Source organism: uncultured Azohydromonas sp., assembly GCF_937926365.1.
In the GTDB taxonomy this organism is placed as follows: domain Bacteria; phylum Pseudomonadota; class Gammaproteobacteria; order Burkholderiales; family Burkholderiaceae_C; genus Azohydromonas.
Map to the genome: position 1 here is coordinate 1 of NZ_CALAOH010000095.1, position 26,090 is coordinate 26,090.

The 26,090-nt window shown below is 71.5% G+C and carries 24 protein-coding genes and 1 pseudogene; 8 read left to right on the plus strand and 17 right to left on the minus strand.

What is annotated here, in order from left to right; translation table 11 throughout:
- Nucleotides 1-145: 145 nt before the first annotated feature.
- The 3 genes from Q0741_RS09745 (at nt 146) to Q0741_RS09755 (ending at nt 4,976) form a co-directional block, all read left to right on the plus strand.
- Complete coding sequence (locus Q0741_RS09745) at nt 146-1,114, plus strand: DMT family transporter (protein WP_298233006.1); 969 nt, start codon at nt 146-148, stop codon at nt 1,112-1,114.
- Nucleotides 1,115-1,155: 41 nt separating this feature from the next.
- On the plus strand, nt 1,156-1,578 hold the full coding sequence (locus tag Q0741_RS09750) for a DUF1810 domain-containing protein (RefSeq protein ID WP_298233007.1): 423 nt from the start codon (nt 1,156-1,158) through the stop codon (nt 1,576-1,578).
- A 218-nt stretch (nt 1,579-1,796) separates the two neighbouring features.
- Nucleotides 1,797-4,976: an MASE3 domain-containing protein gene (locus Q0741_RS09755; protein ID WP_298233008.1), complete on the plus strand. Its 3,180-nt coding sequence runs from the start codon at nt 1,797-1,799 to the stop codon at nt 4,974-4,976.
- A 26-nt stretch (nt 4,977-5,002) separates the two neighbouring features.
- Here Q0741_RS09755 and Q0741_RS09760 read toward each other — a convergent pair whose 3' ends face one another.
- The 5 genes from Q0741_RS09760 to modA form a co-directional block, all read right to left on the minus strand.
- Nucleotides 5,003-5,644 (minus strand): DsbA family oxidoreductase, encoded by a 642-nt coding sequence (locus Q0741_RS09760; protein WP_298233009.1) that lies wholly within the window; start codon nt 5,642-5,644, stop codon nt 5,003-5,005.
- The gene (locus Q0741_RS09765; RefSeq protein WP_298233010.1) at nt 5,638-6,750 is read right to left on the minus strand and encodes an RNA methyltransferase; all 1,113 of its coding nucleotides are present in this window, start codon (nt 6,748-6,750) and stop codon (nt 5,638-5,640) included. The genes Q0741_RS09760 and Q0741_RS09765 overlap by 7 nt, the downstream gene beginning before the upstream one ends.
- A gap of 124 nt (nt 6,751-6,874) precedes the next feature.
- Nucleotides 6,875-7,969: a molybdenum ABC transporter ATP-binding protein gene (gene modC, locus Q0741_RS09770; protein WP_298233011.1), complete on the minus strand. Its 1,095-nt coding sequence runs from the start codon at nt 7,967-7,969 to the stop codon at nt 6,875-6,877.
- Nucleotides 7,966-8,646: a molybdate ABC transporter permease subunit gene (modB, locus tag Q0741_RS09775; protein ID WP_298233012.1), complete on the minus strand. Its 681-nt coding sequence runs from the start codon at nt 8,644-8,646 to the stop codon at nt 7,966-7,968. Before modB ends, modC begins: the two co-directional genes overlap by 4 nt.
- Nucleotides 8,643-9,455, minus strand: coding sequence for a molybdate ABC transporter substrate-binding protein (gene modA, locus Q0741_RS09780; protein WP_298233013.1), 813 nt, complete (start codon nt 9,453-9,455; stop codon nt 8,643-8,645). The genes modB and modA overlap by 4 nt, the downstream gene beginning before the upstream one ends.
- Before the next feature lie 216 nt (nt 9,456-9,671).
- Here modA and Q0741_RS09785 point away from each other — a divergent pair, with 216 nt between their 5' ends.
- A complete protein-coding gene (locus tag Q0741_RS09785; RefSeq protein WP_298233014.1) occupies nt 9,672-10,628 on the plus strand; it encodes a CysB family HTH-type transcriptional regulator in 957 nt (318 codons plus the stop codon).
- A gap of 28 nt (nt 10,629-10,656) precedes the next feature.
- Here the strand turns inward: Q0741_RS09785 and Q0741_RS09790 are convergent, their stop codons facing one another.
- The 8 genes from Q0741_RS09790 to Q0741_RS09825 form a co-directional block, all read right to left on the minus strand.
- Nucleotides 10,657-12,279 (minus strand): ATP-binding protein, encoded by a 1,623-nt coding sequence (locus Q0741_RS09790; protein WP_298233015.1) that lies wholly within the window; start codon nt 12,277-12,279, stop codon nt 10,657-10,659.
- A 364-nt stretch (nt 12,280-12,643) separates the two neighbouring features.
- Entirely contained in the window at nt 12,644-13,030 is a 387-nt protein-coding gene (locus Q0741_RS09795) for a hypothetical protein (protein ID WP_298233016.1), read from the minus strand.
- Between the two features lie 41 nt (nt 13,031-13,071).
- Complete coding sequence (locus Q0741_RS09800) at nt 13,072-13,641, minus strand: alpha/beta hydrolase (RefSeq protein ID WP_298233017.1); 570 nt, start codon at nt 13,639-13,641, stop codon at nt 13,072-13,074.
- Nucleotides 13,638-13,856, minus strand: a complete 219-nt coding sequence (locus tag Q0741_RS09805) for a molybdopterin-binding protein (RefSeq protein WP_298233018.1) — start codon at nt 13,854-13,856, stop codon at nt 13,638-13,640. The genes Q0741_RS09800 and Q0741_RS09805 overlap by 4 nt, the downstream gene beginning before the upstream one ends.
- A 34-nt stretch (nt 13,857-13,890) precedes the next feature.
- Complete coding sequence (locus Q0741_RS09810) at nt 13,891-14,766, minus strand: ATP-binding cassette domain-containing protein (RefSeq protein WP_298233019.1); 876 nt, start codon at nt 14,764-14,766, stop codon at nt 13,891-13,893.
- A gap of 21 nt (nt 14,767-14,787) precedes the next feature.
- Nucleotides 14,788-15,573 (minus strand): aliphatic sulfonate ABC transporter permease SsuC, encoded by a 786-nt coding sequence (gene ssuC / locus Q0741_RS09815; RefSeq protein WP_298233020.1) that lies wholly within the window; start codon nt 15,571-15,573, stop codon nt 14,788-14,790.
- Entirely contained in the window at nt 15,545-15,961 is a 417-nt protein-coding gene (locus tag Q0741_RS09820) for a VOC family protein (protein WP_298233021.1), read from the minus strand. The genes ssuC and Q0741_RS09820 overlap by 29 nt, the downstream gene beginning before the upstream one ends.
- A 36-nt stretch (nt 15,962-15,997) precedes the next feature.
- Nucleotides 15,998-16,975 (minus strand): sulfonate ABC transporter substrate-binding protein, encoded by a 978-nt coding sequence (locus tag Q0741_RS09825; RefSeq protein ID WP_298233022.1) that lies wholly within the window; start codon nt 16,973-16,975, stop codon nt 15,998-16,000.
- Between the two features lie 331 nt (nt 16,976-17,306).
- On the opposite strand from Q0741_RS09825, the gene Q0741_RS09830 reads away from it, so the two are divergent.
- From Q0741_RS09830 to Q0741_RS09845, 4 genes are all read left to right on the plus strand, one after another.
- On the plus strand, nt 17,307-20,231 hold the full coding sequence (locus Q0741_RS09830; RefSeq protein WP_298233023.1) for a molybdopterin oxidoreductase family protein: 2,925 nt from the start codon (nt 17,307-17,309) through the stop codon (nt 20,229-20,231).
- A complete protein-coding gene (locus Q0741_RS09835) occupies nt 20,228-21,052 on the plus strand; it encodes a 4Fe-4S dicluster domain-containing protein (RefSeq protein ID WP_298233024.1) in 825 nt (274 codons plus the stop codon). Before Q0741_RS09830 ends, Q0741_RS09835 begins: the two co-directional genes overlap by 4 nt.
- The gene (locus Q0741_RS09840; RefSeq protein WP_298233025.1) at nt 21,049-21,987 is read left to right on the plus strand and encodes a DmsC/YnfH family molybdoenzyme membrane anchor subunit; all 939 of its coding nucleotides are present in this window, start codon (nt 21,049-21,051) and stop codon (nt 21,985-21,987) included. The genes Q0741_RS09835 and Q0741_RS09840 overlap by 4 nt, the downstream gene beginning before the upstream one ends.
- Nucleotides 21,988-22,342: 355 nt before the next feature.
- Nucleotides 22,343-23,584: an acetate kinase gene (locus Q0741_RS09845; protein ID WP_298233026.1), complete on the plus strand. Its 1,242-nt coding sequence runs from the start codon at nt 22,343-22,345 to the stop codon at nt 23,582-23,584.
- A 69-nt stretch (nt 23,585-23,653) separates the two neighbouring features.
- Here the strand turns inward: Q0741_RS09845 and Q0741_RS09850 are convergent, their stop codons facing one another.
- The 4 genes and pseudogenes from Q0741_RS09850 to Q0741_RS09865 all read right to left on the minus strand — a co-directional run.
- Complete coding sequence (locus Q0741_RS09850) at nt 23,654-24,628, minus strand: hypothetical protein (protein ID WP_298233027.1); 975 nt, start codon at nt 24,626-24,628, stop codon at nt 23,654-23,656.
- Nucleotides 24,629-24,646: 18 nt separating this feature from the next.
- Complete coding sequence (locus tag Q0741_RS09855) at nt 24,647-25,357, minus strand: C39 family peptidase (RefSeq protein ID WP_298233028.1); 711 nt, start codon at nt 25,355-25,357, stop codon at nt 24,647-24,649.
- Nucleotides 25,354-25,731, minus strand: a complete 378-nt coding sequence (locus Q0741_RS09860) for a hypothetical protein (RefSeq protein ID WP_298233029.1) — start codon at nt 25,729-25,731, stop codon at nt 25,354-25,356. The genes Q0741_RS09855 and Q0741_RS09860 overlap by 4 nt, the downstream gene beginning before the upstream one ends.
- Nucleotides 25,732-25,831: 100 nt before the next feature.
- Nucleotides 25,832-26,090, minus strand: a pseudogene (locus Q0741_RS09865) (hypothetical protein); the annotation flags it as partial.

A 26,090-nucleotide genomic window follows, 5' to 3' on the forward strand; every position in this document is an offset into this window, starting at 1 on the left:
ACGGCCAGCGCGCTGGCCTTCGCGCTGCGGCGCGAGCGCGGCATCGGCGCCCGGGCCTTGCGCGGCGCCCGCCGCTGAGCGCCGCGGGCGCAGGACGCGAGTTTCTCGACATTTGCCCCCGCCGCCGCGCCGCATCCTGCGCGGCATGAACACCGATCCCAAAACCGGCGTCGCCCTGGTGCTGGCGGCCGCCACCCTCTGGGGCACCACGGGCACCGCGCAGTCCTTCGCCACCGGGGCGCTGAGCCCGCTGTGGTTCGGCGCGCTGCGGCTGCTGGTGGCCGCCGCCTTCTTCGCCGCCTGCTTCAGCTGGCAGCGCCGGCAAGCGCCCTCGGACGCCGGGGCGCATGCTCCGCGGCCGCTGCTCGCGCTGCTGGGCGCGGGGCTGAGCATGGCGGTCTACAACCTGGCCTTCTTCGCCGGCGTGCGCGGCGCCGGGGTGGCGGTGGGCACGGCCATCGCGCTGGGCAGCGGGCCGGTGTGGGCGGGCATCCTGCAGTCGCTGCTGGCGCGCCGGGTGCCGGCCGCGGCCTGGTGGCTCGGCACCGCACTGGCCATAGCCGGCGGGACGCTGATGACGCTGGCCGGCGGCAGCACGTCGGCCGGTCTCGCGGCGGGCGGCATCGCGCTGTGCCTGCTCGCGGGGCTGTCCTACGCCGCCTACACGCTGCTGAGCCAGCGGCTGCTGCGCGTGATGGCGCCCTCGGCCGTGACGCTGCATGCCTTCGCCGTGGCCGCGGCGCTGGCGTTGCCGGCGGCGTGGTGGGAGGCCGGTGCACCCTCGGCGCGCGGCGCCGACGTGCTGGCCGTGCTCTATGTGGGCGTGGTCACGGCCGGCGTGGCCTACCTGCTGTTCAGCCACGCGCTGCGCCACCTGTCCGCGGCGTCCGCGGTCACGCTGGCGCTGGGCGAGCCGGTGGTGGCCTTCATCCTGGCCGTCACCGTGGTGGGCGAGCGGCCCTCGGCCTGGGCCTTCCTGGGCCTGCTGCTGGTGGTGGCCGGGGTGCTGGCCGTGGTGCGCGGCGAGCTGGCCGGCGCGTCGCGCGAGCCGGGCCCGGCCACGGGTGGCGCCGCTGGAGCAAGCTCCGGGTCCCTGTCCACCGCCGGCCAGTGACCCCCGGGCGTCGCGCGGCCGGCCCCAACCGGAGCATCGCCATGGACGACCCCTTCGACCTCCAACGCTTCGTGACTGCGCAGGACCCGGTCCTGCCGCAAGTGCGTGCCGAGCTGGCCGCCGGCGACAAGCGCAGTCACTGGATGTGGTTCGTGTTCCCGCAGCTCAAGGCGCTGGGCCGCAGCGCCACCGCACTGCACTACGGCCTGGCCTCGCGCGAGGAGGCGCAAGCCTACTGGCGCCACCCGCTGCTGGGCCCGCGCTTGCGCGAGTGCACGGCGCTGGTGCTGGACGTGCCCGCACCGCGCAGCGCGCACGAGGTCTTCCATTCGCCCGACGACCTGAAATTCCGCTCCTGCATGACGCTCTTCGCGCAGGTCGCTCCCGAGGAGCCGCTGTTCAGCCGGGCGCTGGACCGCTTCTTCGGCGGGCCGGACGTGCGCACGCTGGAGCTGCTGCGCTGACACCCCGCGCCTTTCTGCCGCCGCCATGGCGGCACGGGCGACATTTCGATTGACCGGAGTCCGGCGCTGCTGTCACATTTGGGCACAATCCTAAACCGCGAGGCGGCACGAGTGCCCGAGGCCTGCCGGACTTGCGCGTCGGTCCGGTGGCGGGAATGCGCCGAAGCAGTGCATCAACCACAACAAAGCCGTGACGCATGGTCGCCCCTGAAAGAGCGATGAGGAACCTGAAAGCCGGGGTCGGCCTGCTGACCGGGTTCATGCTGCTCGCCTTCTGGTTGCCGGCCGAGCATATTTTCGACGTGCCGCACCATTATCTGGCGCTGCACACGGTATTGGAATTTTCCGCCATGGCCATGGCGGTGATGGTATTCGCGCTGACCTGGACGCTGCACCGCCGCAGCGACCAGCGCATGCTGGCCCTGGGCCTGGGCTTTTTGCTGGTGGCCACGGTCGATTTTGCCCATACCTTCTCGTTTGCCGGCATGCCGGCTTTCGTGACACCCAGCGGTCCGGAGAAAGCCATCAATTTCTGGCTGGCGGCGCGGCTGTTTTCCGCCGCCGCGTTGCTGCTGTTTGCTTATTTGCCGCAGCGGCCCGCGTCGCGCCCGGCCACCGTGCTGGGCCTGCTGGGCGCCGTGGCCCTGGTGGGGCTGAGTTACTGGGGCGGCCTGTGGCACGGCGAGCGGCTGCCGCGCACCTTCATTCCGAGCGAGGGACTCACCAACTTCAAGATCGGCGCCGAGTACGCGCTGGTGGCGCTGTTCCTGGCGGCGGCCTTCAGGCTGGTCCGCCAAACCCGGGATTCGGCTTCGTTCAGCACCGCGCTCATGGCCGCCGCGGCCTGGACCATGGGTTTGTCCGAACTGTTTTTCACGCTGTACGGGCAGGTCACGGACATCATGAACCTGTCCGGCCACGTCTACAAAACCGTGGCCTACGGCATGATTTTCTATGCCATTTTCGTGCAGGGCGTGCGCATGCCGCAGTCGGCCCTGCAGGAAATGAGCGCGCGCTACCGCAACATCATTGCCGCGACCAACGTCGGTACCTGGGAGTGGAATATCAAGTCCGGCGCGGTCGTGTTCAACGAGCGCTGGTGCACGATGCTGGGATATTCCCCCGGGGAAATTCGCCCCGACATCAGCAGCTGGTCCGAGCTGGTGCATCCGGACGACTGGCAGACGATACGCGCCGAGCTCGATCCGCACCTGACGGGCCGCACGCCGTTCTACGAATGCGAGCACCGGCTGCGGCACAAGGCGGGCCACTACGTGTGGATCCTCGATTGCGGCCAGGTGGTGGAGCGGGCCGGCAACGGCTCGGCCCTGCGCGCCGCGGGCGTGCACATGGACATCACGGACCGCAAGGCGATGCAGCAGCGCACCGAGGAACTGCTGGCGCGGCTGCAGAAGATCTCGGCCAAGGTGCCCGGCATGGTGTTCCAGTTCCAGCGCTGGCCCGACGGTCGCGCCGCGTTCCCGTATGCCAGCGAAGGCATGCGCGAGATCTTCGGCCTGGCGCCCGAGGCCGTAGCGCAGGACGCGGCACCGGTGTTCCAGGTGCTGCATCCGGACGACATGGAGCGCGTGCGCGCCGCGATCCGGGTCTCGGCCAGCCGCATGCGCACCTGGCACGACGAGTTCCGCGCCGTGCTGCCCGATGCCCGCACGCTGTGGCTGGAATGCGAGGCCGAGCCCGAGACCGTGGCCGACGGCAGCGTGCTGTGGCACGGCTACGTGCGCGACGTCACCGACCGCAAGCGCATGGGCGAGGAGCTGGCGCGCTACCGGCACCACCTGGAAGAGCTGGTCGAGACCCGCACGGCCGAGCTGGCCGCGGCCAAGGTGGCGGCCGAGGCGGCGAACGTGGCCAAGAGCGCCTTCCTGGCCCACATGAGCCACGAGATCCGCACGCCGCTCAACGCCATCCTGGGCATGGCGCAGATCGCGCTGCGCGACCCCAAGGCGGCCTCGGGACAGGACTACCTGCGGCAGATCCACGATTCCGGCCGCCTGCTGCTGGAGTTGGTCAACGACATCCTGGACCTGGCCAAGATCGAGGCCGGCAAGCTGAGCCTGGAGCAGCGGCCGGTGGACCTGCTGCACCTGGTCCAGCGCGCCATGCGGCTGACCGCGCCGCGGGCGCTGACGCAGCGGCTGGAGTTCAGCGCCGACTGCGCGCCCGATCTGCCGCGGGGCATCCTGTGCGACGAGACCCGGCTGCTGCAGGTGCTGGTCAACCTGCTGGGCAACGCCATCAAGTTCACCGACCAGGGCAGTGTGAAGCTGCGGGTGTCGAAGTACGCGGAGGGCGAGCGCTGCTGGCTGGAGATGGCGGTGGAGGACACCGGTATCGGCATGAGCGCCGCCCAGGTGCAGCAGCTGTTCCGTCCCTTCACCCAGGCCGACAGCTCCACCACGCGGCGCTTCGGCGGCACCGGGCTGGGGCTGTCCATCACCAAGCACATCGTGGAGCTGATGCAGGGCGGCATCGAGGTGCGCAGCGAGCCGGGGCGGGGGACCTGCTTCCTGGTGCGGCTGCCGGTGATCGAGGCGCGGCTGCCCGAGGGCGTGCCCGCGCTGCCGGCGGCGCAGCCCGGGCAGCGGCTGCGCGGCCTGCACGTGCTGGCCGCGGAGGACGACGGCGTGAACCGCTGGGTGCTGCAGGACCTGCTGGAGCAGGAGGGCGCGCGCTGCACCGTCGCCAGCAACGGCCTGGAGGCGCTGGAACTGCTGCACCAGGGCGCTGCGGACGTGGACGTGCTCATCACCGACGTGCAGATGCCCGGCCTCAACGGCTACGACACCACGCGGCGCTGCCGGGCGCTGTATCCGCGGCTGCCGGTGATCGGCCTGACGGCCTATGCGCTGGCCGAGGAGCGCCAGCACTGCCTGGAGGCCGGGATGTTCGACCACGTCACCAAGCCGGTGGACGTGGACGAGCTCTGCACGGTGATCCTGCGGGCCGTGGGGCGGCCGCGCGCTCCGGACGCGCAGGTGCCGCCGTCGCGGGCGCCGGAAAGCGCGGGTGCTGGCGGCGCGGTGGAGCCGGCCATCGACTGGCCCGCGCTGTGGGCGCGGCTGCGCCGGCCCGATGCCGTGCAGCAGATCCTGCGGACGCTGGTGGAGCACCACGGCGGATCGGCCGCGCTGCTGCGCGAGTTGCTGGCGCGGGGCGACGGCGAGGAGATCGCCTGGCTGGCCCACCGGCTTCGCGGCGTGGGCAGCACGGTGTTCGCGCCGCGGCTGTGCCAGGCGGCCGGGGCGGTGGAGGCGCAGCTGCGCGGCGCCGAGGCGGCGGCGGCGGTGGCGGTGGCGGGACTGGCGGACGAGGTGGAGGCGCTGCTGGAGGCGGCCCGCGCGGGGCTGGCGGACCTGAAGTGCACGCGGGCGTGAAGACGGGTGCGCCGTCCAGCCCCGTCTCAGCCCGCCTGCGCGTCTTCCGCCGCGATGCGCCGCAACGCCTGCTCGAAGGCCTCGGGCGGCTGCGCGCCCTGGATCAGGTAGCGGTCGTTGACGATCACCGAGGGCACGGACTGGATGCCCAGCTCCTGCCAGTGGCGCTCCTGCGCTCTCACTTCCTCGGCGTAGCGCCCTTCCTCCAGCACCCGCCGCGCCGCGTCCGCGTCCAGGCCCGCCTCGCGCGCCGCATCCAGCAGCACCGCGGGGTCCGAAGGGTTGCGGTCGTCCGTCTGGTAGGCCTTGAGCAGCGCCCGCTTGAGCTCGACCTGGCGCCCCTGCGGGCCGGCCCAGTGCAGCAGGCGGTGGGCGTCGAAGGTGTTCCAGATGCGGGTGCGCGGGCCGAAGCTGAAGCCGACCTCGGCGCCGCGCTGGCGCAGGTGGGCGCGCGTCTCCTCCAGCTGCGCCGGCGTGCGGCCGTACTTGCGCGCGAGGTGCTCGGTGCTGTCCTCGCCCTCGGGGCCCATCGAGGGGTTGAGCTCGAAGGGCTGCAGGCGCAGCTCCACGGCCTGGTCGGGCAGCCGGCGCAGCGCCTCTTGCAGCGCGTACAGGCCCACGGCGCACCAGGGGCAGGCGACGTCGGAGACGAAGTCGATCTTCAGCATGCGGATTCCTGTGGGGTGTTTGCGGCAGCCGTGGCGGCCGCGGCTGCCGGGGTGGGGAGGTCTTGCTGTGCGGGACGGCGCCGGTGCACGGCCACGGCGGCCTCGCCGTCCAGGGCGCGGGCGCGGAGCTGGCCGCAGCCGCCGTCCACGTCCTGCCCGGCGGAGTTGCGCAGCCGGGTGAGGATGCCGCGGCGGTTGAGCCAGCGCGCCATCTCCGCGGCGCGCTCGCCGGCCGGGCGCCGGTAGGGCAGCTCGGCCACGCTGTTGTAGGGGATGAGATTCATCATCGCGTACTTGCCCTTGAGCAGCCGCTCGATGCCGGCCAGCTCCGCGTCGCTGTCGTTGACGCCCTCGATCAGCGTCCACTGGAACTGCACCGGGTAGCCGGTGAGGCGCGCGTAGCGCTCGGCCGCTTCCACCAGCTCGTCGGGCGCGATGCGCGGGGCGCGCGGCAGCAGCCGGGCGCGCAGCTCGGCGTCGGTGGTGTGCAGCGACAAGGCCAGCGCCGGTTTCACGTCCAGGGTGGGCAGCCGCTCGAAGGCGCGCTCGTCGCCCACGGTGGAAAAGACCAGTTCCTTGTGGCCGATGCCGCCGGCCGTGCCCAGCAGCTGGATCGCTTCGAGCACGTTGTCGAGGTTGTGCGAGGGCTCGCCCATGCCCATGAACACCACGCGTTTCACGTCGCGCTGCGCCCGCGCCAGGGCCACCTGGGCCACGATTTCCGCGCTGCCGACCTGGCGCAGCAGTCCGGAGCGGCCGGTCATGCAGAACACGCAGCCCACGGCGCAGCCGACCTGGGTGCTGACGCACACGCCGCCGCGCGGCAGCAGCACGCTCTCCACGGCCTGGCCGTCGCCCAGGTCCACCAGCAGCCGCACGGAGCCATCGGCGCCCGGGTGCGCCGAGCGCAGCCGCGCCAGCGCGTTCAGCTCGGCCTGCAGTGCGGGCAGCGCGGCGCGGACCTCGGCCGGCAGCCAGTGCTCGGGGCGGCGCACGGTGGTGGTGTGCAGCGGCAGCGCGCGCGTCCACAGGCGCAGCAGGTGCTGCTCGTGCACGGGCCGCGCGCCCAGGGCGCGCAGGCGCTGGCGGAGGGTTTCGACTTGCATGGGATTTACTGCGGGAGGCAACCGGGAGGCCCGGCGGCGGGCCGGGGAGGCGGGAGTGTAGGCAAGCCGCCGGGGCGGGGCCGCGGGGCGCTACTTTTTGGCGGCGACCGGGCCGCCGCTCGCCCTACATCAGCGCCACCCCCTTGATCTGCGCGAACACCTCGTCGCCCGGCTTCAGCGCCAGGGTTTCGCAGCTGCGGCGCGTGATGCGCGCCAGCAGCCGCGTGCCGCCCAGGCCGCCTACCGCGAGCTGCAGCAGCGCGGTGCCGCGGTCGGCCTGGACCTGCTCCACCAGGGCGGGCAACACGTTGACGATGGTGCTTTCCTGCGGCGGCACCCGCGCCAGGCTCACGTCGCGCGCCAGCACGTGCGCGCGCACCCGCTGGCCCAGCGCCATGCCCGGATGGTCGCCCACCCACAGCGCGCCGCTGCTGAAGCCGATGCGCACCAGCCCGTAGGCCTCGTCGCGCTCCAGCACCCGCGCCTCGATCACCACGCCGGCCTCGTCCGGCGCGCCCGGGCCGCCGCGGCGCACCAGCGCCGGCAGGTCCGTGCGCGCCATCAGCTCGGCCAGCGGACCGGCCGCCTGCACCCGGCCGCCCTGCAGAAGCACGAGGTGGTCGGCCAGCCGCGCCACCTCGTCCAGCGAGTGCGTGACGTACAGGATGGGCAGCGCCATCTCGCGCTGCAGCCGTTCCAGGTAGGGCAGGATTTCCGCCTTGCGCGCCGCGTCCAGGGCCGCCAGCGGCTCGTCCATCAGCAGCACCTCGGGCGCCGTGGCCAGGGCCCGCGCGATGGCCACGCGCTGGCGCTCGCCGCCGGAGAGCGTGCCCACGCGGCGGCGCATCAGCGCGCCGATGCCCAGCAGCTCGATCACCGGCTCCAGCGCCAGGCGCTGCGCCGCCGAGCCGGCGCGCTTGCGCCCATAGGCGAGGTTGCCCTGCACGTCCAGGTGCGCGAACAGCGCCGATTCCTGGATCACGTAGCCCAGCGGGCGCCGGTGCGTGGGCACGAACACGCCGCGCGCGTCGTCCTGCCACAGCGCCTCGCCCATCGCCACGCGCCCGCGCGCGCGCTCCAGCCCGGCGATGGCGCGCAGCAGCGTGGTCTTGCCGCAGCCCGAGGGGCCGAACAGCGCCGTGACGCCGCGCGGGGGCAGCTCCAGTGACACCTCCAGCGAGAAGTCGCGGCGCTGCAGCTGCAACCGGGCTTCGATCACGGGCGGCCCCCGTCGCGCGGCGCGCGGTTGAGCAGGTACAGCGCCACCAGCACCGTCAGCGCGAAGGCCACCATGCCGGCGGCCAGGCGGTGCGCATCGGCGATCTCGCCGGCCTCCACGTGGTCGTACACGGCCATGGACAGCACCCGCGTCTGCCCGGGGATGTTGCCGCCGATCATCAGCACCACGCCGAACTCGCCCACCGTGTGCGCGAAGCCCAGCACGCTGGCCGTGAGCAGCCCCGGGCGGGCCAGCGGCAGCGCCACGGTGAAGAAGCGGTCCAGCGGCCCGGCGCGCAGCGTGGACGCCGCCTCCAGCGTGCGCTCGGGAATGGCCTCGAAGGCCTGCTGCAGCGGCTGCACCACGAAGGGCAGCGAGTAGATGACCGAGGCCACCACCAGCCCGCCGAAGCTGAAGGGCAGCCGCTGCCAGCCCAGCGCGTCCATCAGCTGCCCCAGGGGGCCGTTCGGGCCCATGAACAGCAGCAGGTAGAAGCCGAGCACCGTGGGCGGCAGCACCAGCGGCATCGCCACCAGCGCCGCGGCCACGGGTTTCAGGCGCGAGCGCGTGCGCGCCAGCGCCCAGGCCAGCGGGGTGCCCACCAGCAGCAGCAGCAGCGTGCTCGTGGCCGCCAGCGCCGCCGTCAGGCACACGGCGCTCCAGTCGGCCTCGGTCACGGCTTGCCCGGCTTCGCCGGCGCCGCGGCCTCGCCGGGAACGCGGTAGCCCCAGGCGCGGATCTCCGCCTTGGCCGGCTCCGTCTTCAGGTAGGCGAGCAGGGCGGTGGCGGCGGGGCGGTTCTGGCCCGGCTTGAGCAGCACGGCGTCCTGGCGGATCTCCTCGTGCAGGTTCGCGGGCACGCGCCACCAGGAGCCCGTGGGCGTCTGCCCCGGCACCGAGAGCTGCGACCAGGCGATGAAGCCCAGCTGGGCGTTGCCCGAGGCCGTGAACTGGTGCGCCTGCGCGATGGACTCGGCCGTGACCAGCCGCGGCGCCACCGCCGCTTCCAGCCCGCGCGCGCGCAGGACCTGCATCGCGGCGCGGCCGTAGGGCGCGGTCTTGGGATTGGCGATGGCCAGGTGCTTCCAGCGGTCCGAGCCCAGCACGGCGCCCTGGCCGTCCACCAGGCCCGGTTGCGCGCTCCACAAAGCCAACTCGCCGATGGCGTAGGTGAAGCGGCTGCCGGGCACGGCGCGGCCCTCGGCCTCCAGCTTCGCGGGCGTCTCGTCGTCGGCGGCGAGCAGCACCTCGAAAGGCGCGCCGGCGGCGATCTGCGAGTAGAGCTTGCCGGTGCTGGCCGCCGCCGCCTTGAGCTGGTGGCCGGTGCGGGCCTCGAAGCCCTGGGCGATGCGCGCCAGCGGCGCGTTGAAATTGGCCGCCACGGCCACCAGCACCTCGTCGGCCCGGGCCGTGCCGGTCATGCCCGCACCCGCCAGGCCCAGCAGCAGCGCGGCCAGCGCCGCCGTCCTCGTCTTCCGTTCCGGCATGCAATACCCCCTGAAACAGGGCTCCATCATGCGGGAAAGCACCCAGGTGCCACGGGATGGTCAGGGCTTGTGTGCCCGCTGCCGTTAGGTGGCTCCGTGCGGTTTTCGCATGCCATATGCGAAAACCAAATTTGGATAGCCCGATTTAATCGCTACGAATGAATAAACAACTTTGAAAATTCAGCATTCGTATCAAAACCAGCGGGGCCCTTCACCGTGAACCTTCAGCAATTGCGCTCCGTGCGCGAAGCCGTGCGCCAGGGCTTCAACCTCACCGTGGTGGCCGAAGTGCTGCACACCTCGCAGCCCGGCGTGAGCCGGCAGATCCGGGAGCTGGAAGAGGAGATCGGCATCGAGCTCTTCGTGCGCGTGGGCAAGCGCCTGACGGGGCTGACGCCGCCGGGCGAGATGGTGCTGCCGATGATCGAGCGGCTGCTGCAGGAGGCGCACAACATCCGCTGCGCCGGGCAGGAGTTCGCCGCGCAGGGCAAGGGCACGCTGACCATTGCCGCCACGCACTCGCAGGCGCGCTACGCGCTGCCGGCGGCGGTGCGGGATTTCAGCGAGCGCTACCCCGAGGTGGCGCTGCGGCTCAAGCAGGGCTCGCCGCAGCAGGTGGCTGAGCTGCTGATCGAGGGCGAGGCCGACATCGGCGTGGCCACCGAGGCGCTGGCGAGCTACCCGGAGCTGGTGGCGCTGCCTTGCTACTCGTGGACCCACGCCGTAATCGTGCCGCCCGGCCATGCGCTGGCGCAGGAGGCGGCACAGGGCACGCCGCTGACGCTGGAGCGGCTGACGGCCTTCCCCATCGTGACCTACGAGCCCGGCTACACCGGCCGCAGCCACATCGACGAGGCCTTCGAGCGGCGCGGGCTGAAGTTCGACGTGGTGCTCTCCGCGATGGATGCGGACGTGATCAAGACCTACGTCGAGCTGGGCATGGGCGTGGGCATCATCGCCGCCATCGCCTGCGACGAGGAGCGCGACCAGCGGCTGACGGTGCTGGACGCGCGCCACCTCTTCGCCACCAACATGACGCGGCTGGCGGTGCGCCGCGGCAGCTTCCTGCGCGGCTTCGTCTACGACTTCATCCACTGCTTCGCGCCGCCGCTCACGCGCGCGCAGGTGGAGCAGGCGATGGCCGCGGCGCCCGGGGACGACGCGGCGCTTTGAGGGCGGTCCCGCGGCTTCCGTCGCCGGCTCAACCGACGCGCAAGGGCAGTTCCACGCTGAAGACGCTGCCCTGCCCGGGCTGGCTTTGCAGCTGCAGGGTGCCGCCCATCAGGTCCACCAGCCGGCGCACGATCGACAGGCCCAGGCCCGTGCCGCCAAAGCGCCGCGTCGTGGAGCTGTCGGCCTGGACGAAGGGCTCGAAGATGCGCGCCTGCTGCTCGGCCGCGATGCCGATCCCCGTGTCGGCCACCTCGAAGCGCAGCCATGCCAGCCCGGCCTCGCGGGCCGACATCTGCAGCCGCAGCGTCACCTGGCCGGCCGCCGTGAACTTCACCGCGTTGCCCAGCAGGTTGAGCAGGATCTGGCGCAGCCGCAGCGGGTCGCCGACGAGCTGCGGCGGCACGTCCGCCGCGACGTCCACCTGCAGCGCCAGGCCCTTGGCCTCGGCCTGCGTCCTGACCATCGCCTGCACCGCGTCCAGCAGCGGCGCCACTTCGAGCGGCACCTCCTCCAGGCGCATTTCGCCGGCCTCGATGCGCGAGAGGTCGAGCACGTCGTCGGTCAGCGCCAGCAGTTGCTCTCCGGCGTGCTGGATGTGGGTGACGAAGCCCGCCACGTCGTCGGGCATGGCGCGCTGGCGCAGCAGGTGGCTCAAGCCGATGACGGCGTTGAGCGGTGTGCGGAATTCGTGGCTCATGTTGGCCAGGAATTGCGACTTCACGCGGCTGGCGCTCTCCGCGGAGGCCCGTGCCGCCTCGGCCGCGGCCAGCGCGGTTTCCGCCGCGTTGCGTGCCTTCCGAAGCTCCAGGATCGATTTCCGGCGCTGGCAGGTCTGGCCCGCCAGCACCAGTCCGGTGAGCGACGCGGCCATGATGAAAGACTGCGCCAGGAGCTGATGGTTTTCGAGCGACCGATGCATGGCGAAGGAGCCGTACCCCTGCTGGGTATAAAGCACGGTTTGCAGGGTCATCAGGAGATTTGCCAATGCAATGGACGGGAATTCGCCGCGCAGTGCCGCCCATATCAATGCCGGCAATATAAAGAACTCATTGGGATAGGGCTGAATCCACACCAGATGCCCGCCCAGCAGCAGCACGAAAGGCATGAGGCAGATTTCTGCCGTGCTGGCGGCAGGTTTGCCGTGCCTGGCGCGTGGTTTCCTGAAAAGGAACAGCACCAGGGGTGTGAAAATCAGCACACCGGCCGCACCGCCCGCCCACCAGAGTTTCCAGGCGCTCAGCAGCGGTTGCCCGGTGTGGACGCTCATGGCCGTGCCGCCGATGACGGTGCTCGGCAGGGGGCTCGCCAAGGCCGCCAACAGCGTGAAAGCCAGTACCGAGGCCGTGCTCTCCAGCTTGAATTCGCCACCTGCCCAGCGCCGCAGCAGATGCGCGCCCATGGCCGCCTCCAGCGTGTTCCCCACGACGATGGCAGTGCTGATCCCGACCGGGATGCCAAAGATCAGATGGGCGGCAATGAAGTCGGCGACCGCGCCGGTAACGAGGAACCAGGGCCGCATGGACTTGCCGCTGAGCAGCAGCGCCGCCAGGAACAACCCGCTCGGTGGCCATAGCGCGGCGCCCAGATCGGGTGCGATGAAAAGCGCCAGGCCTGACCAGTACCCCAGCAGGTAAGTCGCGAAGAAGATCAACAGCCAGAGTGAATTCCGGGCTGTCTTCGTGTTTTTCCCACCCATGAACCAAAAGCCTCAAACATGCGGCCGCTTGGCTGCATCGGGTCGATCAGGTCGCGTGGCGCCTGTTTTCAAAACCGGAATATCAGTGGCGCTGAAATGCACCCGTCATCCGTTTGCCTTCATATGGGCGCACGCCGTCCGGATTCGATGGCTCAGGAATTTGAAAATCAATGGCGATTGGGTCGAATCGCTTGCTTTCCGGTGATTCCGGGCGCACATCGGCGGGTAGGCTCGCGCTGCGTGGCACTGTACAGGGTGGTTCGTGAAAAGCGGTGCCGTCCAGCGTGAAATACTCACCACGGGCGCAGTATGTTGACAGTTACGCCATGGTTTTTGGGCCGCGGGCAGCCTGCGTGCAGCCTGGCTGGCGCAACGTGCTGGAGGAAGGGCGCGGTTCGCGGCGGCGGAACAGGGGCCGCCGCCAAGGTCGCCCGAAGAAGGTCTTCACCAGTTGTGCGGCGACGCCCGCAACCACTAGCCCCATGCCCCACTTCACCGGGGTCAGTTTGGCTTCCAGGCGTGCTTCGAGTTGCTCGATCCGGGCATCGAAGTGCTCGCGGGTGACGAGCCCGGGTTGCGCATCGGCCAGCACGCGCACCAGGGTCTCGGCCTGCTGCTCGTCGAAACCTGCATCGCGCAGCCGCCGCGTGGCGTCCAAGACGTCGGTGGCCCTGGGCCGCAGTGAAGCGTCGCTGACACTGCCCATTTGCGCCAAGGACGGCAGCGTCGCCGCCGCTGAGAGCGGTGTCAGGCCGTCGCTGCGGCGTGCGCGCCGCGCGCCTGCCGCGCCAGGCGCTGCTCCACGCCCGTGACCCAGCGCTGCGCCAGCGGCCAGGGGCCGAAGCCGGACTCGGTGTTGATGTGCCCGGCGTCGCCCAGGTTGAGCGTGCGCAGGCCCCAGCGCCCGGCCCAGGCCAGGGCGCTGGCGGCCTGCATCCACGGGTCGGTGTCGCTGGCCACCAGCAGCCCCGGCCGGCCCAGCGGCCGGCGGGGCAGCAGCGGTGTGACGCCGAACTTCTCCGGGTCGGCCGGTGCCACCAGCAGCGTCGCGACGATGGGCGAGTCCGGCCTCAGCACCAGATGCCGCGCCAGCGTGAGGCAGCCGAAGCTGTGCGCCACGGCGATCCAGCGCGCTGGCGCGGCTTGCCGCAGCGTGGAGTCCAGCGTGGCGGCCCAGCGTTCCAGCTCCGGGCGCTCCCAGTAGGACTGCACCACGCGCAGCGCGCTGCGGTGGCGCGACTGCAGCCAGGTCTGCCAGTGCGCCGGACCGCTGTCGCGCAGGCCCGGGATGATCAGCAGGCGCGCCGGCAGGCTCATAGCGTCGCGATCGACACCTCGGTCGATTTCACGAGCGCGATGACCTCCTTGCCCGGCTGCAGCCCCAGCTCCTTGACGGAGCGGCTGGTGATGACGGAGGTGACGATCAGTCCGCCGGGGGTCTCGATGTCCACTTCGGACACCACCGGCCCGTGGATGATCTCGATCACCTTGCCGCGGAACTGGTTGCGCACGTTGATGGCGGTGATGGACATGTTCTGTGGCTCCTGCGTCTCGTTGCACCGCGGCTCAGACGGCCCAGCGCAGCCTGCCGGCGGCAGGCGAGGCGGCGTCGTCGGCCTCGGGCTCCGCCGGGGCGGCGGGCTTGAGCAGCCGCTCCAGCACCCGAGCCTCGAAGGCGGCGAAGGCCGGGTCGGCGCGCGGACGCGGGCGCGGCAGCGGCACCCGCTCGTCGAAGGCGATGCGCTGGTCCTCGATCAGCACCACGCGGTCGGCCAGCGCCACGGCTTCCGACACGTCGTGCGTCACCAGCAGCGCGGTGAAGCCGTGTTCGCGCCACAGCGTCTCGATGAGCTGCTGCATCTCGATGCGCGTGAGGGCGTCCAGCGCGCCCAGCGGCTCGTCCAGCAGCAGCAGCCGCGGCTCGTGCACCAGCGCGCGCGCCAGGGCCACGCGCTGGCGCTGCCCGCCCGAGAGCACCGCCGGCCACTCCAGCGCACGCTTGAGCAGACCCACCTGGGCCAGCGCGCGGCGCGCCTGCTGGCGGCCCTGCGGTTGCGGCAGGCCCAGCGCCACGTTGTCCAGCACGCTCTTCCAGGGCAGCAGCCGCGCGTCCTGGAACATGATGCGCGTGCCCGCGCCACCGACGCCGCCGCCGACGCGCAGCAGGCCCGTGTCAGCCCGCTCCAGCCCGGCGACGTGGCGCAGCAACGTGCTCTTGCCGCAGCCGCTGCGCCCGACGATGGCGACGAACTCGCCCGGCGCCAGGCGCAGCGAGACGTCCCGCAGCACCGCCCGCTCGCCGTAGCGCTTGCTCAGCCCTTCCACCACCACTTCCGCGCCGCGCGCGTCCGTGGGGGGCCGTAGGGATTCGGCGCCGGCCGGCTGGGTGGGCGCGAAGCCCGCGTGCGCCGCCGCGCCGAGGCGAATGCCTGGGAATTTCATGTCGTGTTCTCCCTGAATCGGTCAATGCTGGTGGGCCGGGTGCCAGCGCAACCACCAGCGCTCCAGGCCACGGGCGGCCAGGTCGGCGGCCTTGCCCAGCAGCGCGTAGAGCACGATGCCCACCAGCACCACGTCGGTCTGCAGGAACTCGCGCGCGTTCATGGTCATGTAGCCGATGCCCGACTGCGCCGACAGCGTCTCGGCCACGATCAGCAGCACCCACATCAGCCCCAGCGAGAAGCGCAGGCCCACGAGGATGGAAGGCAGCGCGCCGGGCAGGATGACGTGGCGGTACAGCGGCCAGCCGTTGAGGCCGTAGCTGCGCGCCATCTCGATGAGCCCGCGGTCCACGGCGTGGATGCCGTGGAAGGTGTTGAGGTAGATCGGGAAGAACACCGCCACCGCCACCAGGAACAGCTTGGCGCCCTCGCCGATGCCGAACCACAGGATCACCAGCGGGATCAGCGCCAGCGGCGGGATGTTGCGCAGCATCTGGAAGGTGGTGTCCAGCAGCGTCTCGGCGCGCCTGAAGCTGCCGGTGAGCAGCCCGAACAGCAACCCCAGGCTGCCACCGATGGCCAGCCCCGCGAAGGCGCGCCCGGTGCTCACCGCCACGTGCTCGCCGAGCTCGCCCGAGGCCAGCAGCGTCCAGAAGGCCGTGAGCACCGCCCAGGGCTCGGGCAGCACCCGGGTGGAGAGCCAGCCCATGCGCGAGGCCACTTCCCAGGCCGCGACGATCAGCACCGGCAGCAGCCAGGGCAGTGCATGGCGCGCGGCGTCAGACGGAGATGCGGAGCTGCGTGACATGGTGGTCCTTGCGGTAGAGCAGCGGCTCGGCCGGCCGGCTGATGAGCTCCAGCCGGTTGCCGAAGGGGTCCTCGGTGACGGCGCGGCCGGTTTCGTCCAGCGTCCACGCGTCCACCGGCCGGCCGGCGGCACGCAGGCGCGCCACGACGGCGGGCACGTCGCGCAGTTGCAGCGCCAGGTGCGCCTGCGGCGCGACGCCGGTGTAGGGGCCCTCGCGGAGGTCGAGCGTGGTGCCGTCGAGCACGAAGCGCAGCACGCGCGGCGCGTCGGCGTCGCCAGGGCTGGCCAGCTCGCGCAGGCCCAGCACGCGGGCGTAGAAGTCCCGTGCCCGCTCGGCGCCGCCAGGCGGCATCGGCAGTTGCACGTGATCCAGAAGCGGTTGATTCATGGTGCGGCTCGCCGGGATTCGATGAGTTGAGCCGCCTCAGAACGCCCCACGAGCCGGTACCGCATCGGCGATGCGGATGGGCTTGGGGATCAGCTTCAGGCCGTGGAAGGCATCGGCGATGCGCTGCTGGCGCGCGGCGATGTCGGGCGTGAGCGGCGTCACGTTGAACTCGTAGCGCTGGATGCTGCGCTTGACCACTTCCGGGTCCAGCCCCTGCAGCGGCGCGATCACCGCCGCGGCCTCGTCCACGTGGCTCTTGAGCCAGCGCCCGCGGTCCGTGAGGTCGTCGAACAGCGCCTGGATCACCTTGGGGTTGCGGCCCACGAAGCCGCGCTCGGCCAGGTAGTAGTTGAAGTTGTCCACCACGCCGCGGCCGTCGGCCAGGATGCGCGCGCCCAGCTGCTTCTCGGCGGCGGCCAGGAACGGGTCCCAGATCGCCCAGGCGTCCACCGCGCTGCGCTCGAAGGCTGCGCGCGCATCCGCCGGCGCCAGGAACACGGGCTGGATGTCCGCGTACTTCAGGCCGTGCTTCTCCAGCAGCTTGACCAGCAGGTAGTGCACGTTGGAGCCCTTGTTGAGCGCGACCTTGCGGCCCTTGAGCTCGGCCACGGATTTCAGCGCCGAATCCTTGGGCACCACGATCGCCTCGGCCGTGGGCGAGGCCGGGTCGTGGCCGATGTAGGTGAAGTTGGCGCCCGCGGCCTGGGCGAAGATGGGCGGCGCCTCGCCGACGTAGCCCACGTCCACCGAGCCGACGTTGAGGCCTTCGAGCAGCTGCGGCCCGGCCGGGAACTCCACCCACTGCACGCCGGCGCCCAGCGCCGCCAGGCGCTTTTCCAGCGTGCCCTGCGCCTTCTGCAGCACGAACAGGCTGGCGGACTTCTGGTAGCCCACGCGCAGCGTGACGGCGGGTTGCGCGCGCAGCCACTTGGGGTTGGCGGCCAGGACGGCGGTGGCCACGGCGGCGCGCAGCAGGATGCGGCGGCGGTGCGGGCGGTCGAGGTTGGGCAGCATGGTGTTCTTTCCTTGGATCTGTAGGGCGTTGGCGCCGCGGTTCATGGGTTGCACGATAGGCAGCGCCCACCCGCCAAGGAACGAATGTGTGCGGCTATGTTTATCAGACCCGCTCATATGGCTGGCGGCGGCCCGCCGCAGGCACCGGCCGCTTCGCTGCAGGTTGCGGACTCAATCACTTGAAGCGATGCCCCCCCAACCGGCGCTTTTCCTGCTTGCATATGCACATTCATGCTTTGCGCGAGCCGCTGCAGGGTTTTTAGGATGGGTTCTCCCGCGGAGCCGGTGCGCAGGGCTGCCGACCCGCTGGGCACCCTGCAAGGAGAACCGGTTGACCGACCCCGCCTGTAGCACCACGCCGCACGCAACTATCCCCTCCGCTGCACCCGCCGAGATCCGAACCACCACCTGCTGCATGTGCGCCTGCCGCTGCGGCATCCGCGTGCACCTGCGCGACGGGCAGCCGGCCTACATCGACGGCAATCCCAACCATCCCTTGAACAAGGGTGTCATCTGCGCCAAGGGCAGCGCCGGGTTGATGAAGCAGTTTTCGCCGGCGCGGCTGACGCAGCCGCTGCTGCGCCGCCCCGGCACCGAGCGCGGCGACGGCGTCTTCGATCCCATCGGCTGGGAGCAGGCGCTGGCGCTGCTCACCGAGCGGCTGCGGCGTATCCGCGGCAGCGATCCCAAGCAGTTCGCCTTCTTCACCGGGCGCGACCAGATGCAGGCGCTCACCGGGTTGTTCGCGCGCCAGTTCGGCACGCCCAACTACGCCGCGCATGGCGGGCTGTGCTCGGTGAACATGGCCGCGGGGATGATCTACAGCATCGGCGGCAGCTTCTGGGAGTTCGGCGGCCCGGACCTGGAACGCGCCAGGCTGTTCCTGATGATCGGCACCGCCGAGGACCACCACAGCAACCCGATGAAGATCGCGCTGGGGCGCTTCAAGCAGCGCGGCGGACGCTTCATCGCCATCAACCCCGTGCGCAGCGGCTATGCCGCGATCGCCGACGAGTGGATCCCCATCCGCCCCGGCACCGACGGCGCGCTGTTCATGGCGCTGCTGCACGAGCTGCTGCGCGAGGAACTGATCGACCGTCCCTTCCTGCAGCGCTGCACCAACGCGCCGCAGCTGGTGGCGCTGGAGGAGGGCGAGCGCGAGGGTTTGTTCGCCTTCGACCCCGCGGCCGGTCCGCCGCCCGATGGGCGCAACCCGCACAACAAGCTGGCCTGGGACCTGGCCTCGGGTGCCGCGGTGGCGGCCTACCCGCAGGGCCTGGAGCCGGGGCGCGAGCTGGCGCTGGAAGGCCACTTCGCGCTGCCCGACGGCACGCGCGCGGCGCCCTCGTTCCAGCTGCTGCGCGAGCGCGTGGCGGCGTGCACGCCACAGTGGGCCGAGGGCATCACGGGCATCCCGGCCGCGCGCATCCGGCGCCTGGCGCGCGAGCTCGGAGAAACCGCGCTGCGGCACGACGACGCCCTGGACATCCCCTGGACCGATGCGTGGGGAACCGAACACGCCCGCGTGCCGCTGCGGCCCGTGGCCTTCCACGCCATGCGCGGGCTGGCGGCGCATTCCAACGGCTTCCAGACCGTGCGCGCGCTCACGCTGCTCATGAGCGTGCTGGGCACCATCGACGCGCCCGGCGGCTTCAGGCACAAGGCGCCGTACCCGCGCCACATCGTCCCCAACTACCGCGCCTTCAACGACCCGGACAAGCTGCGGCCCGACACGCCGCTGGACGCGCCGCCGCTGGGCTTTCCGGCCAGCCCCGAGGAGCTGGCGGTGCATGCCGACGGCACGCCGCTGCGCATCGACCATGCCTTCTCCTGGGCCTACCCGCTGGCGGTGCACGGGCTGATGCAGAACGTCATCGCCAACGCCGCGCGCGGCGACCCCTACCGCATCGACACGCTGCTGATCTACATGGCCAACATGGCCTGGAACTCCAGCATGGAGCCGCTGGAGGTGCGCAAGGCGCTCAACGCCCGGGACGACCAGGGCGAGCACGTCATTCCCTTCGTGGTGGTGTGCGACGCCTTCCAGAGCGAAACCGTGGCCTACGCCGACCTGGTGCTGCCCGACACCACGTACCTGGAGCGCCACGACGCGCTGAGCCTGCTGGACCGGCCCATCTCCGAGTTCGAGGGGCCGATGGACGCGGTGCGCGTGCCGGTGCTGCCGCCGCTGGGCGAGTGCCGCCCGTTCCAGGACGTGCTGGTGGAGCTGGCCGCGCGGCTGAAGCTGCCGGCCTTCACGTTGGCCGACGGCACGCCCAAGTACGGCGGCTACGCCGACTTCATCCAGCGCTACGAGCACCAGCCGGGCATCGGCTTTCTCATGGGCTGGCGCGGCGAGCGTGGCGACGCGCTGCGCGGCGCGCCCAACCTCCGGCAGTGGGAGGCCTACGCCCGCCACGACTGCGTGTTCCACCACCGTCTTCCAGCGGAGATGCAGTACCGCCGCAACTGGAACCGCGCCTACCTGGACTTTGCCCAGTCCATGGGCTGGCGCCAGCGCAACGACCCCATCCAGCTCGCCCTCTACGCCGACACGCTGCAGACCTTCAGGCTGGCGGCGCAGGGCAAGCGCCCGGGCCGGCAGCCACCGGACGCGCTGCGCGCGCGGGTGGCGGGCTGGTTCGACCCGCTGCCCTTCTGGGCGCCGCCGCTGGAGGAGCGCCTGGAGGACGCGCACGAGTACCCGCTGCACGCCATCACGCAGCGGCCGATGGCGATGTACCACTCCTGGGACTCGCAGAACGCCTGGCTGCGCCAGCTCCACAGCCACAACGCGCTGCACGTGCATCCCGCCACGGCGCGCGCCGCGGGCGTGGAGGACGGCGCCGTGTGCTGGGTGGAGAGCCGCTGGGGCCGGGTGCGGTGCCGCATCCGCTGCAGCGAGGCAGTGGAGCCGGGCACGGTCTGGACCTGGAACGCCATCGGCAAGGCGCCCGGCGCCTGGCAGCTGCCGGCCGATGCAGACGAGAGCCGCAAAGGTTTCATTCTCAACCACCTGCTGAGCGCGACGCTGCCCTTCGGCGAAGGGCGCATCGCCAACGCCGATCCCGTCACGGGCCAGGCTGGCTGGTACGACGTGCGGGTGCGGCTGCGTCCCTGCGCGCCCGACGAGGCGCGGGAGACCGCGCCGCAGGTGGCCGCGGTGCCCACGCCGCCGGGCGTGCCCGGCGTGGCGGCGGTGCGTGCCGCGTGGCGCACCCTGAGCGGCCGCCTGGCCGCGGGGAGGCGCGCATGAAGCTGGGACTGGCGCTTGAAGGCTGGTGGTCGTGGCTGCGGCGCGAGGCCGAGGTGCCGCTGGCGCCACCGGCCACGGCAGCACCGCGGCCGGTGGCTCGTTCGCCGCAGGCCGCGACCGCCGCGCGCAGCGAGACACTGGCGCGGCAGCTGGCGCTGGTGATCGACCTGGACGTGTGCGTCGGCTGCCAGGCCTGCGTGGTGTCGTGCAAGCAGTGGAACAGCGCCGGCGCCGCCGGGCTGCCGCCCGATCCCGGCGCCTGGGAGCCCTCGCCGCAGGGCACCTTCTTCAACCGGGTGCAGACCTGGGAGTCCGGCGCCTTCCCCGATACCCAGACGCTGCACCTGCCCAAGAGCTGCCTGCACTGCGAGGACCCGCCCTGCGTGCCGGTGTGCCCCACCGGAGCGAGCATCAAGCGCGCGGAGGACGGCATCGTGCTCGTGGACGCGGACAAGTGCATCGGCTGCAAGTACTGCAGCTGGGCCTGCCCCTATGGCGCGCGCGAGTACGACGAAGCGCGCGGCGTGATGACCAAGTGCACCTTGTGCGTGGACCGCATCCACGACCCGCTGCTGCCGGCCGAGGACCGCCAGCCCGCCTGCGTGAAAGCCTGTCCCACCGGCGCGCGGCTGTTCGGCGACGTGAAGGACCCGGACTCGGCCGTCTCGCGCGCCATCGCCGAGCGCGGCGGCTACGCGCTCATGCCGGAGTGGGAGACGCACCCGGCCAACCGCTACCTGCCGCGCCGCGGCGCGGGGGACGCGGCGTCCTGCGCGCCCGTGTCCACGCCTGCGCAAGACATGTCCGGGAGGCCCGAATGAACCCCTCGCTGTCCATCGTCGTCTTCACCACGCTGGCCGGCAGCGCGCAGGGCCTGGTGGTGGCCCTGGCGCTGGCGGTGCTGGCCGGCGCGGCGCCGTCCCCGGGCTTCATGTTGGCGTCGCTGCTGCTGGCCGAGGCGCTGCTGGGCGTGGCGCTGGGCGCGGCCTTCGCGCACCTGGGCCGGCCCGCGCGGGCGTGGCGCGCCGCGGCGATGTGGCGCAGCTCGTGGATGTCGCGCGAGGTCATCGTGCTGCCGGCCTTCATGGCGGTCACGGCGGCCTGGGCGCTGGCCGCGTGGCTGGAGTTTTCAACCACCGTCCAGGCGGCGCTGGCGCTGGCCGCCCTGGGGCTTTCGGCCTTGCTGTGGCTGTGCACGGGCATGGTCTACGCCTGCCTGCGCGTGGTGCGGGAGTGGGCGCACCCGCTGACGGTGCTGAACTACACCCTCATGGGCCTGGCCGCGGGCTGCGTGCTGGCCGGGGCGGTGGCGGCCGCGGCGGGGGAGGACGCCTTGGCCGCGGCGCTGCTGCCCTGGGCGCTGGGACTGACCGTGCTGGCCTGGGCCGGGCGCATCGGGGCGTTGCGGCGCAACGACGCGCTGGTGCCGCGCTCCACGCCGCAGTCCGCCACGGGCCTGCGCGGGACGCGCGTGGTGCAGCTGTCCATGGGCTTCACGGGCGGCAGCCACAACACGCGGGAGTTCTTCCATCGCGCACCGGGCGGCACCTTGCGGCTGGTGCGGCCTGCCTTCGTGCTGCTGGCCTTCAAGCTGCCCGTGCTGCTGCTGGCGCTGTGCTGGGCCGGCGTCTGGAGCGGCTTGTTCGCGTGGTGGCTGGCGGTGCTGCTGCAGAGCGCGGGCCTGCTGGCCGAGCGCTGGTACTTCTTCGCGCAGGTGCGCCACCCGCAGAACGTGTACTACCAGGCCGTGGCTTGATTCCAGTTCGCGACGGCCAGTGAAGTCATTCCGTCATGCCCGCGCAGAGCCTGCCCCCGCGTAGGCGGGGGCGGGCATCCACGTGGACCGGGATGCCGCTCGGAGTTCGTGGACACCCGCCTCCGCGGGTGTGACGGGATTCTTTAAGGCGGCGTCAAGAACTGGTATGAAACCGGGCAGACCCCGGGTCTGCCCACCCCGTTCAGGCCATCGTCGCCAGCCCCCGGTCGGGGGCCGGCACACGGTTGTGGTTCGCAACCAGCTTGGCTCCAATCCCGCGTGTTCGTTCTCCAATCAACCACACGGGAGAGAGTCGATGTCCGCCTTGCGTAGTGTTGGCGTTCCACGCACCGCCTTGTCAGTCGCCTGCCTGCTGGCCGGCACGGTCTGGGCGGCCGAGTCGCCGGACGAAGCCTTGTCCAGGCTGGAAGCGCTGCAGCGCGAGATCACGCTGCAGTCGCAGCGCCTGGAAGCCTTGCAGCAATCCATGGCGCAGGAACAGCGTCGGCTCAACGAGGTGCGCCAGGCCCTGGGGCTGCAGGTGCTGGAGGCCCAGCGCGGCGGCCAGGGGCAGGGCCAGCAGCCCGCGCCTCAGACCGCGCAGGCCGCCGCCGCCGCACCGCCCGCCCAGCCGGTCGGCCAGGCGCCGCGCGACGAGGGGCGCCCGGCGCAGGTGGCCCAGATCTTCGAGCAGCCCGGGGTGCTCACGCCGCGCGGCAGGTTCGTGCTGGAGCCCTCGCTGCAGTACGCCTACTCCTCGAACAACCGGGTGGCGCTGGTGGGCTACACCATCATCCCGGCCATCACCATTGGCGTGATCGACGTGCGGGAGGTCAAGCGCAACACCTTCACCGCGGCCCTGACCGGGCGCTACGGGCTGACCAACCGGCTGGAGATCGAAGGGCGGCTGCCGTATGCCTACCGCTCCGACGACAGCATCGCGACGGGGCTGTCGCCCGACACCAACGGGCTGCCCTTCAGCGCGTCGGGACGCGGCATCGGCGACGTCGAGCTGACCGCGCGCTACCAGATCACCGACGGTGGCGTGGACAAGCCCTACCTGGTTGGCAGCCTGCGCTACAAGAGCCGCACCGGCAAGGACCCCTTCGAGGTCGTCACGCGTCCGTTCAACACGACGCAGTTCGCGGGCTTCCAGGAGGAACTGCCCATCGGCTCGGGCTTCCACGGCCTGCAGCCCGCGCTGACGGCGCTGTTTCCCTCGGATCCGGCCGTGTTCTTCGGCACGATCAGCTACCTGCACAGCTTCGCGCGCGACGACGTGGTGGCGCAGTTCAGCGATGGGCCCCGACGCGTCGGCAAGGTGGCGCCGGGCGGCGTGTTCGGCTTCAACTTCGGCATGGGCCTGGCGCTGAACGAGAAATCGTCATTCAGCCTGGGCTACGACCACAGCTCGGTGGGACGGACCAAGGTCAACGGCGACAACAGCACCTCGCTGCGCTCGCAACTGGGCACGCTGATCCTGGGCTACTCCTACCGCTTCAATGCCGAGCGCAGTCTCAATGTCTCGCTGGGCGTGGGCGTCACGCGCGATACGCCGGACGTGACGCTCACGGTGCGCATGCCCTACTCGTTCTGACGGTTCGCCACCGGCAGCAACGCCGCGGCCCGTGAGGACCGCGGCGTATTCATTGGAGCCGGTCCCGGCTCAGCGCCGCAGCGAGTCGGTGATGGCGCTGCGCAGGTTGCGCTGCGCTTCGATGGATTTCAGCACGCCCAGGCTGTTGGCCGTGGCGTTGATGGTGGTCAGGGTCTGGATCTTCTGGCCGTCGAGCGTGTTCTGGATCACGGTGCCGATGGCCGCCGGCCCCAGGTTGCTCAGCACGGTGTTGCCGGCGCCGTTCTGGATCAGGGCAATGCGGTTGCCCACCTCGGGCAGGTTCATGGCGGCCGCCTTGCCGGCCGACAACGTGCCCAGCTCCGACAGGTTCAGGCTGGTCGTGGTGACCAGGTTGCCGTTGACGTAGACGGCCCGCTCGATCCCGAACGAGATCTTCAGCCCGCCATCGCCAATGAAGCCGCCGCGCATGGTGTCCAGCGCTGACTCGTCCAGTGCAACGAGGGTGCGCTGCGCCAGTTGCTGTTGCGCCGGTGCCGGCTCGGCCATGGCGGGCAGCGTGGGCGGTGCAGTCGCCGCAGCCGGCACGGCCAGCGAAGCCGTTGCGGACTCAAGCGGCACCTCGGCAGCGAGGTTTGGCGCGGGCGCTTGCGCGGCGGGCTCCGGCGCCGCGACGACGTGCGTCGCGGCCGGCGGGACCGCGGGGGCCGCCTGCGTGTCCGCGGGCATGAGCCCCAGGATCTGAAGCACCTGCCGCGTGGCGCCTGCCGTCTGGGTAACGGTGGCGGGCTCGCCGCTGGTGCCGGCCTGCGTGGAGGCGGCCGTCGGGGGCAGCACCGCGGTGGCGGACAGCATTTCAGTCAGCACGGACTGGCCAGGCGCCGGCGGCGCGGGCGCCGTGTCGGACAGTCCCAGGGCGCGCAGGATGGCCTGGGCCGCCAGCTGCGGCAGCGCGCCGGCCGCATCCGCGGGTTTCTCGTCGGCCCGCGCCAAGCGGTCCACGACGGCCGGTCCCACGCACAGCACGGTGGACAGCAGGACGAATCGGCTCAGGCAAGCGTTCATGGCGTGGTGGTTGGAGCTTCAGAAGTCCGAGGGGCCGTGGCGCGGCAGCACGATGCCGGCCAGTCCTTCGCGCTGTATGCCGTCCTGCAGCGACGCGGTGGGCGCGACGCGCCAGTCCGCCGGCAGGTTGAAGCGGGCGGTTTCGCGGCGGTTGGTGATGACGAACAGGATGCGGTTGAACCAGGCCTTCTCGAAGGCGGCCTGCGTCATGGCGCGGGTGCCGCCCGAGGGGTCGCCGACGAGCACCCGGCCGTTCCGCACGCCCTTGACGACGACGAAGTGGTTGTAGCCGTTCTCGTTGACCAGGGCGATGGCGGGAATGCCTTCCTGGCGCAGCGCGTCCAGCGGGGCCTCGAAGCCGTCGGCCGCGAAGCCTTGCTTTTCGAGGTAGCGCTTCATGTCCAGCAGCGAGAAGCCTTGCTGCCGGATCTTGGCCTGGTCGCCGTGGAGGAACATCTGCTCGAACACCGCCTGCTCCGTCACCGGCAGGCCGTAGTGGTAGGTCAGCAGCGTGGACAGCGCCGCCGAGCCGCAGCTGAAGTCGTACTGCTGCCGCACCGTGGCGCTGAACTTGGCTTCCTGGAGGCTGCGCACGGGCACGTTGAACGGCCCGCCGACCTGCACCGGCACATCGACGGTGCCGGCCTGGACCGAAGCGGCCCCGGCCAGGGACAGCACGGCCAGCACGCGGGCCAGACGGCGCTGGCCTGGGCAGGGCGGGAGCTTCATTTCAGCTGCAGGTTGACGATGGTGGCGTTCTGGATGAGCACGTTGTTGCCGCTGTTCTGGACCACCAGCGGCAGTCCGGCCGCGTTGGTGAAGGCACCGTCGCTGATCGTGTTGCTGCCCGTGGCCAGGTTCACGGCATGGTTGTCGGCGACGACGCCGTCGAGCTTCATGTCGTTGAGCGTTTGCGCACCGCCGCGGTTGGCCGCCAGCACCTCCGCCGCGACGGGCTTGGCCGAAAGCAGCGAGCCCGTGCGCTGAGGCGCCGGCGTGGCGCCGGCCGCGGGGATGGATGCCTGTGTTGGACCCGAAGCGGGTTCCAGCGCCCGTGCCGGGCCCATCCATGAAAGTGTCGCCAGCAGGGCCAGCGCGGTCACGGCCCTGGTTCTGAAGCCGTTGAGCATGAAACCTCCTGTTGCCGGATGGAGAGACGCCGCCGGGAGCGCGAGCCCCCGGCGGCACCCAAGGCTCAAGACCTCACTGACCCAGCCTCATGTTGGCCTGGACCGTCACCGCCTGCTGCACCAGCGCGCCGATGCCCGAGTTCTGGCTCAGCACCATGATGCCGGCGGCGCTCTGGGCCGTGCCGCTCATCGTGTTGGACATGTTGAAGGCCCCGGTCGTCACGGAGTGGCCGCCGCTGCTGCCGCCCGCGCCGCCCGCCGCGCCGTTGCCCACGCCGGCCTGGACCGTCACCGCCTGCTGCACCAGCGCGCCGATGCCCGAGTTCTGGCTC

Bases quoted from the DNA above. Each gene is read 5' to 3' on its own strand.
- Q0741_RS09800 (WP_298233017.1), bottom strand. From the start codon at position 13,641: ATGAGCCTGCCGGCGCGCCTGCTGATCATCCCGGGCCTGCGCGACAGC.
- Q0741_RS09840 (WP_298233025.1), top strand. From the start codon at position 21,049: ATGAACCCCTCGCTGTCCATCGTCGTCTTCACCACGCTGGCCGGCAGC.
- Q0741_RS09755 (WP_298233008.1), top strand. From the start codon at position 1,797: ATGAGGAACCTGAAAGCCGGGGTCGGCCTGCTGACCGGGTTCATGCTG.
- Q0741_RS09810 (WP_298233019.1), bottom strand. From the start codon at position 14,766: ATGAAATTCCCAGGCATTCGCCTCGGCGCGGCGGCGCACGCGGGCTTC.
- modA (WP_298233013.1), bottom strand. From the start codon at position 9,455: ATGCCGGAACGGAAGACGAGGACGGCGGCGCTGGCCGCGCTGCTGCTG.
- Q0741_RS09745 (WP_298233006.1), top strand. From the start codon at position 146: ATGAACACCGATCCCAAAACCGGCGTCGCCCTGGTGCTGGCGGCCGCC.
- Q0741_RS09825 (WP_298233022.1), bottom strand. From the start codon at position 16,975: ATGCTGCCCAACCTCGACCGCCCGCACCGCCGCCGCATCCTGCTGCGC.
- Q0741_RS09855 (WP_298233028.1), bottom strand. From the start codon at position 25,357: ATGAAGCTCCCGCCCTGCCCAGGCCAGCGCCGTCTGGCCCGCGTGCTG.
- Q0741_RS09765 (WP_298233010.1), bottom strand. From the start codon at position 6,750: ATGCAAGTCGAAACCCTCCGCCAGCGCCTGCGCGCCCTGGGCGCGCGG.
- Q0741_RS09835 (WP_298233024.1), top strand. From the start codon at position 20,228: ATGAAGCTGGGACTGGCGCTTGAAGGCTGGTGGTCGTGGCTGCGGCGC.
- Q0741_RS09820 (WP_298233021.1), bottom strand. From the start codon at position 15,961: ATGAATCAACCGCTTCTGGATCACGTGCAACTGCCGATGCCGCCTGGC.
- Q0741_RS09850 (WP_298233027.1), bottom strand. From the start codon at position 24,628: ATGAACGCTTGCCTGAGCCGATTCGTCCTGCTGTCCACCGTGCTGTGC.
- Q0741_RS09795 (WP_298233016.1), bottom strand. From the start codon at position 13,030: ATGGGCAGTGTCAGCGACGCTTCACTGCGGCCCAGGGCCACCGACGTC.
- Q0741_RS09760 (WP_298233009.1), bottom strand. From the start codon at position 5,644: ATGCTGAAGATCGACTTCGTCTCCGACGTCGCCTGCCCCTGGTGCGCC.
- ssuC (WP_298233020.1), bottom strand. From the start codon at position 15,573: ATGTCACGCAGCTCCGCATCTCCGTCTGACGCCGCGCGCCATGCACTG.
- Q0741_RS09750 (WP_298233007.1), top strand. From the start codon at position 1,156: ATGGACGACCCCTTCGACCTCCAACGCTTCGTGACTGCGCAGGACCCG.
- Q0741_RS09805 (WP_298233018.1), bottom strand. From the start codon at position 13,856: ATGTCCATCACCGCCATCAACGTGCGCAACCAGTTCCGCGGCAAGGTG.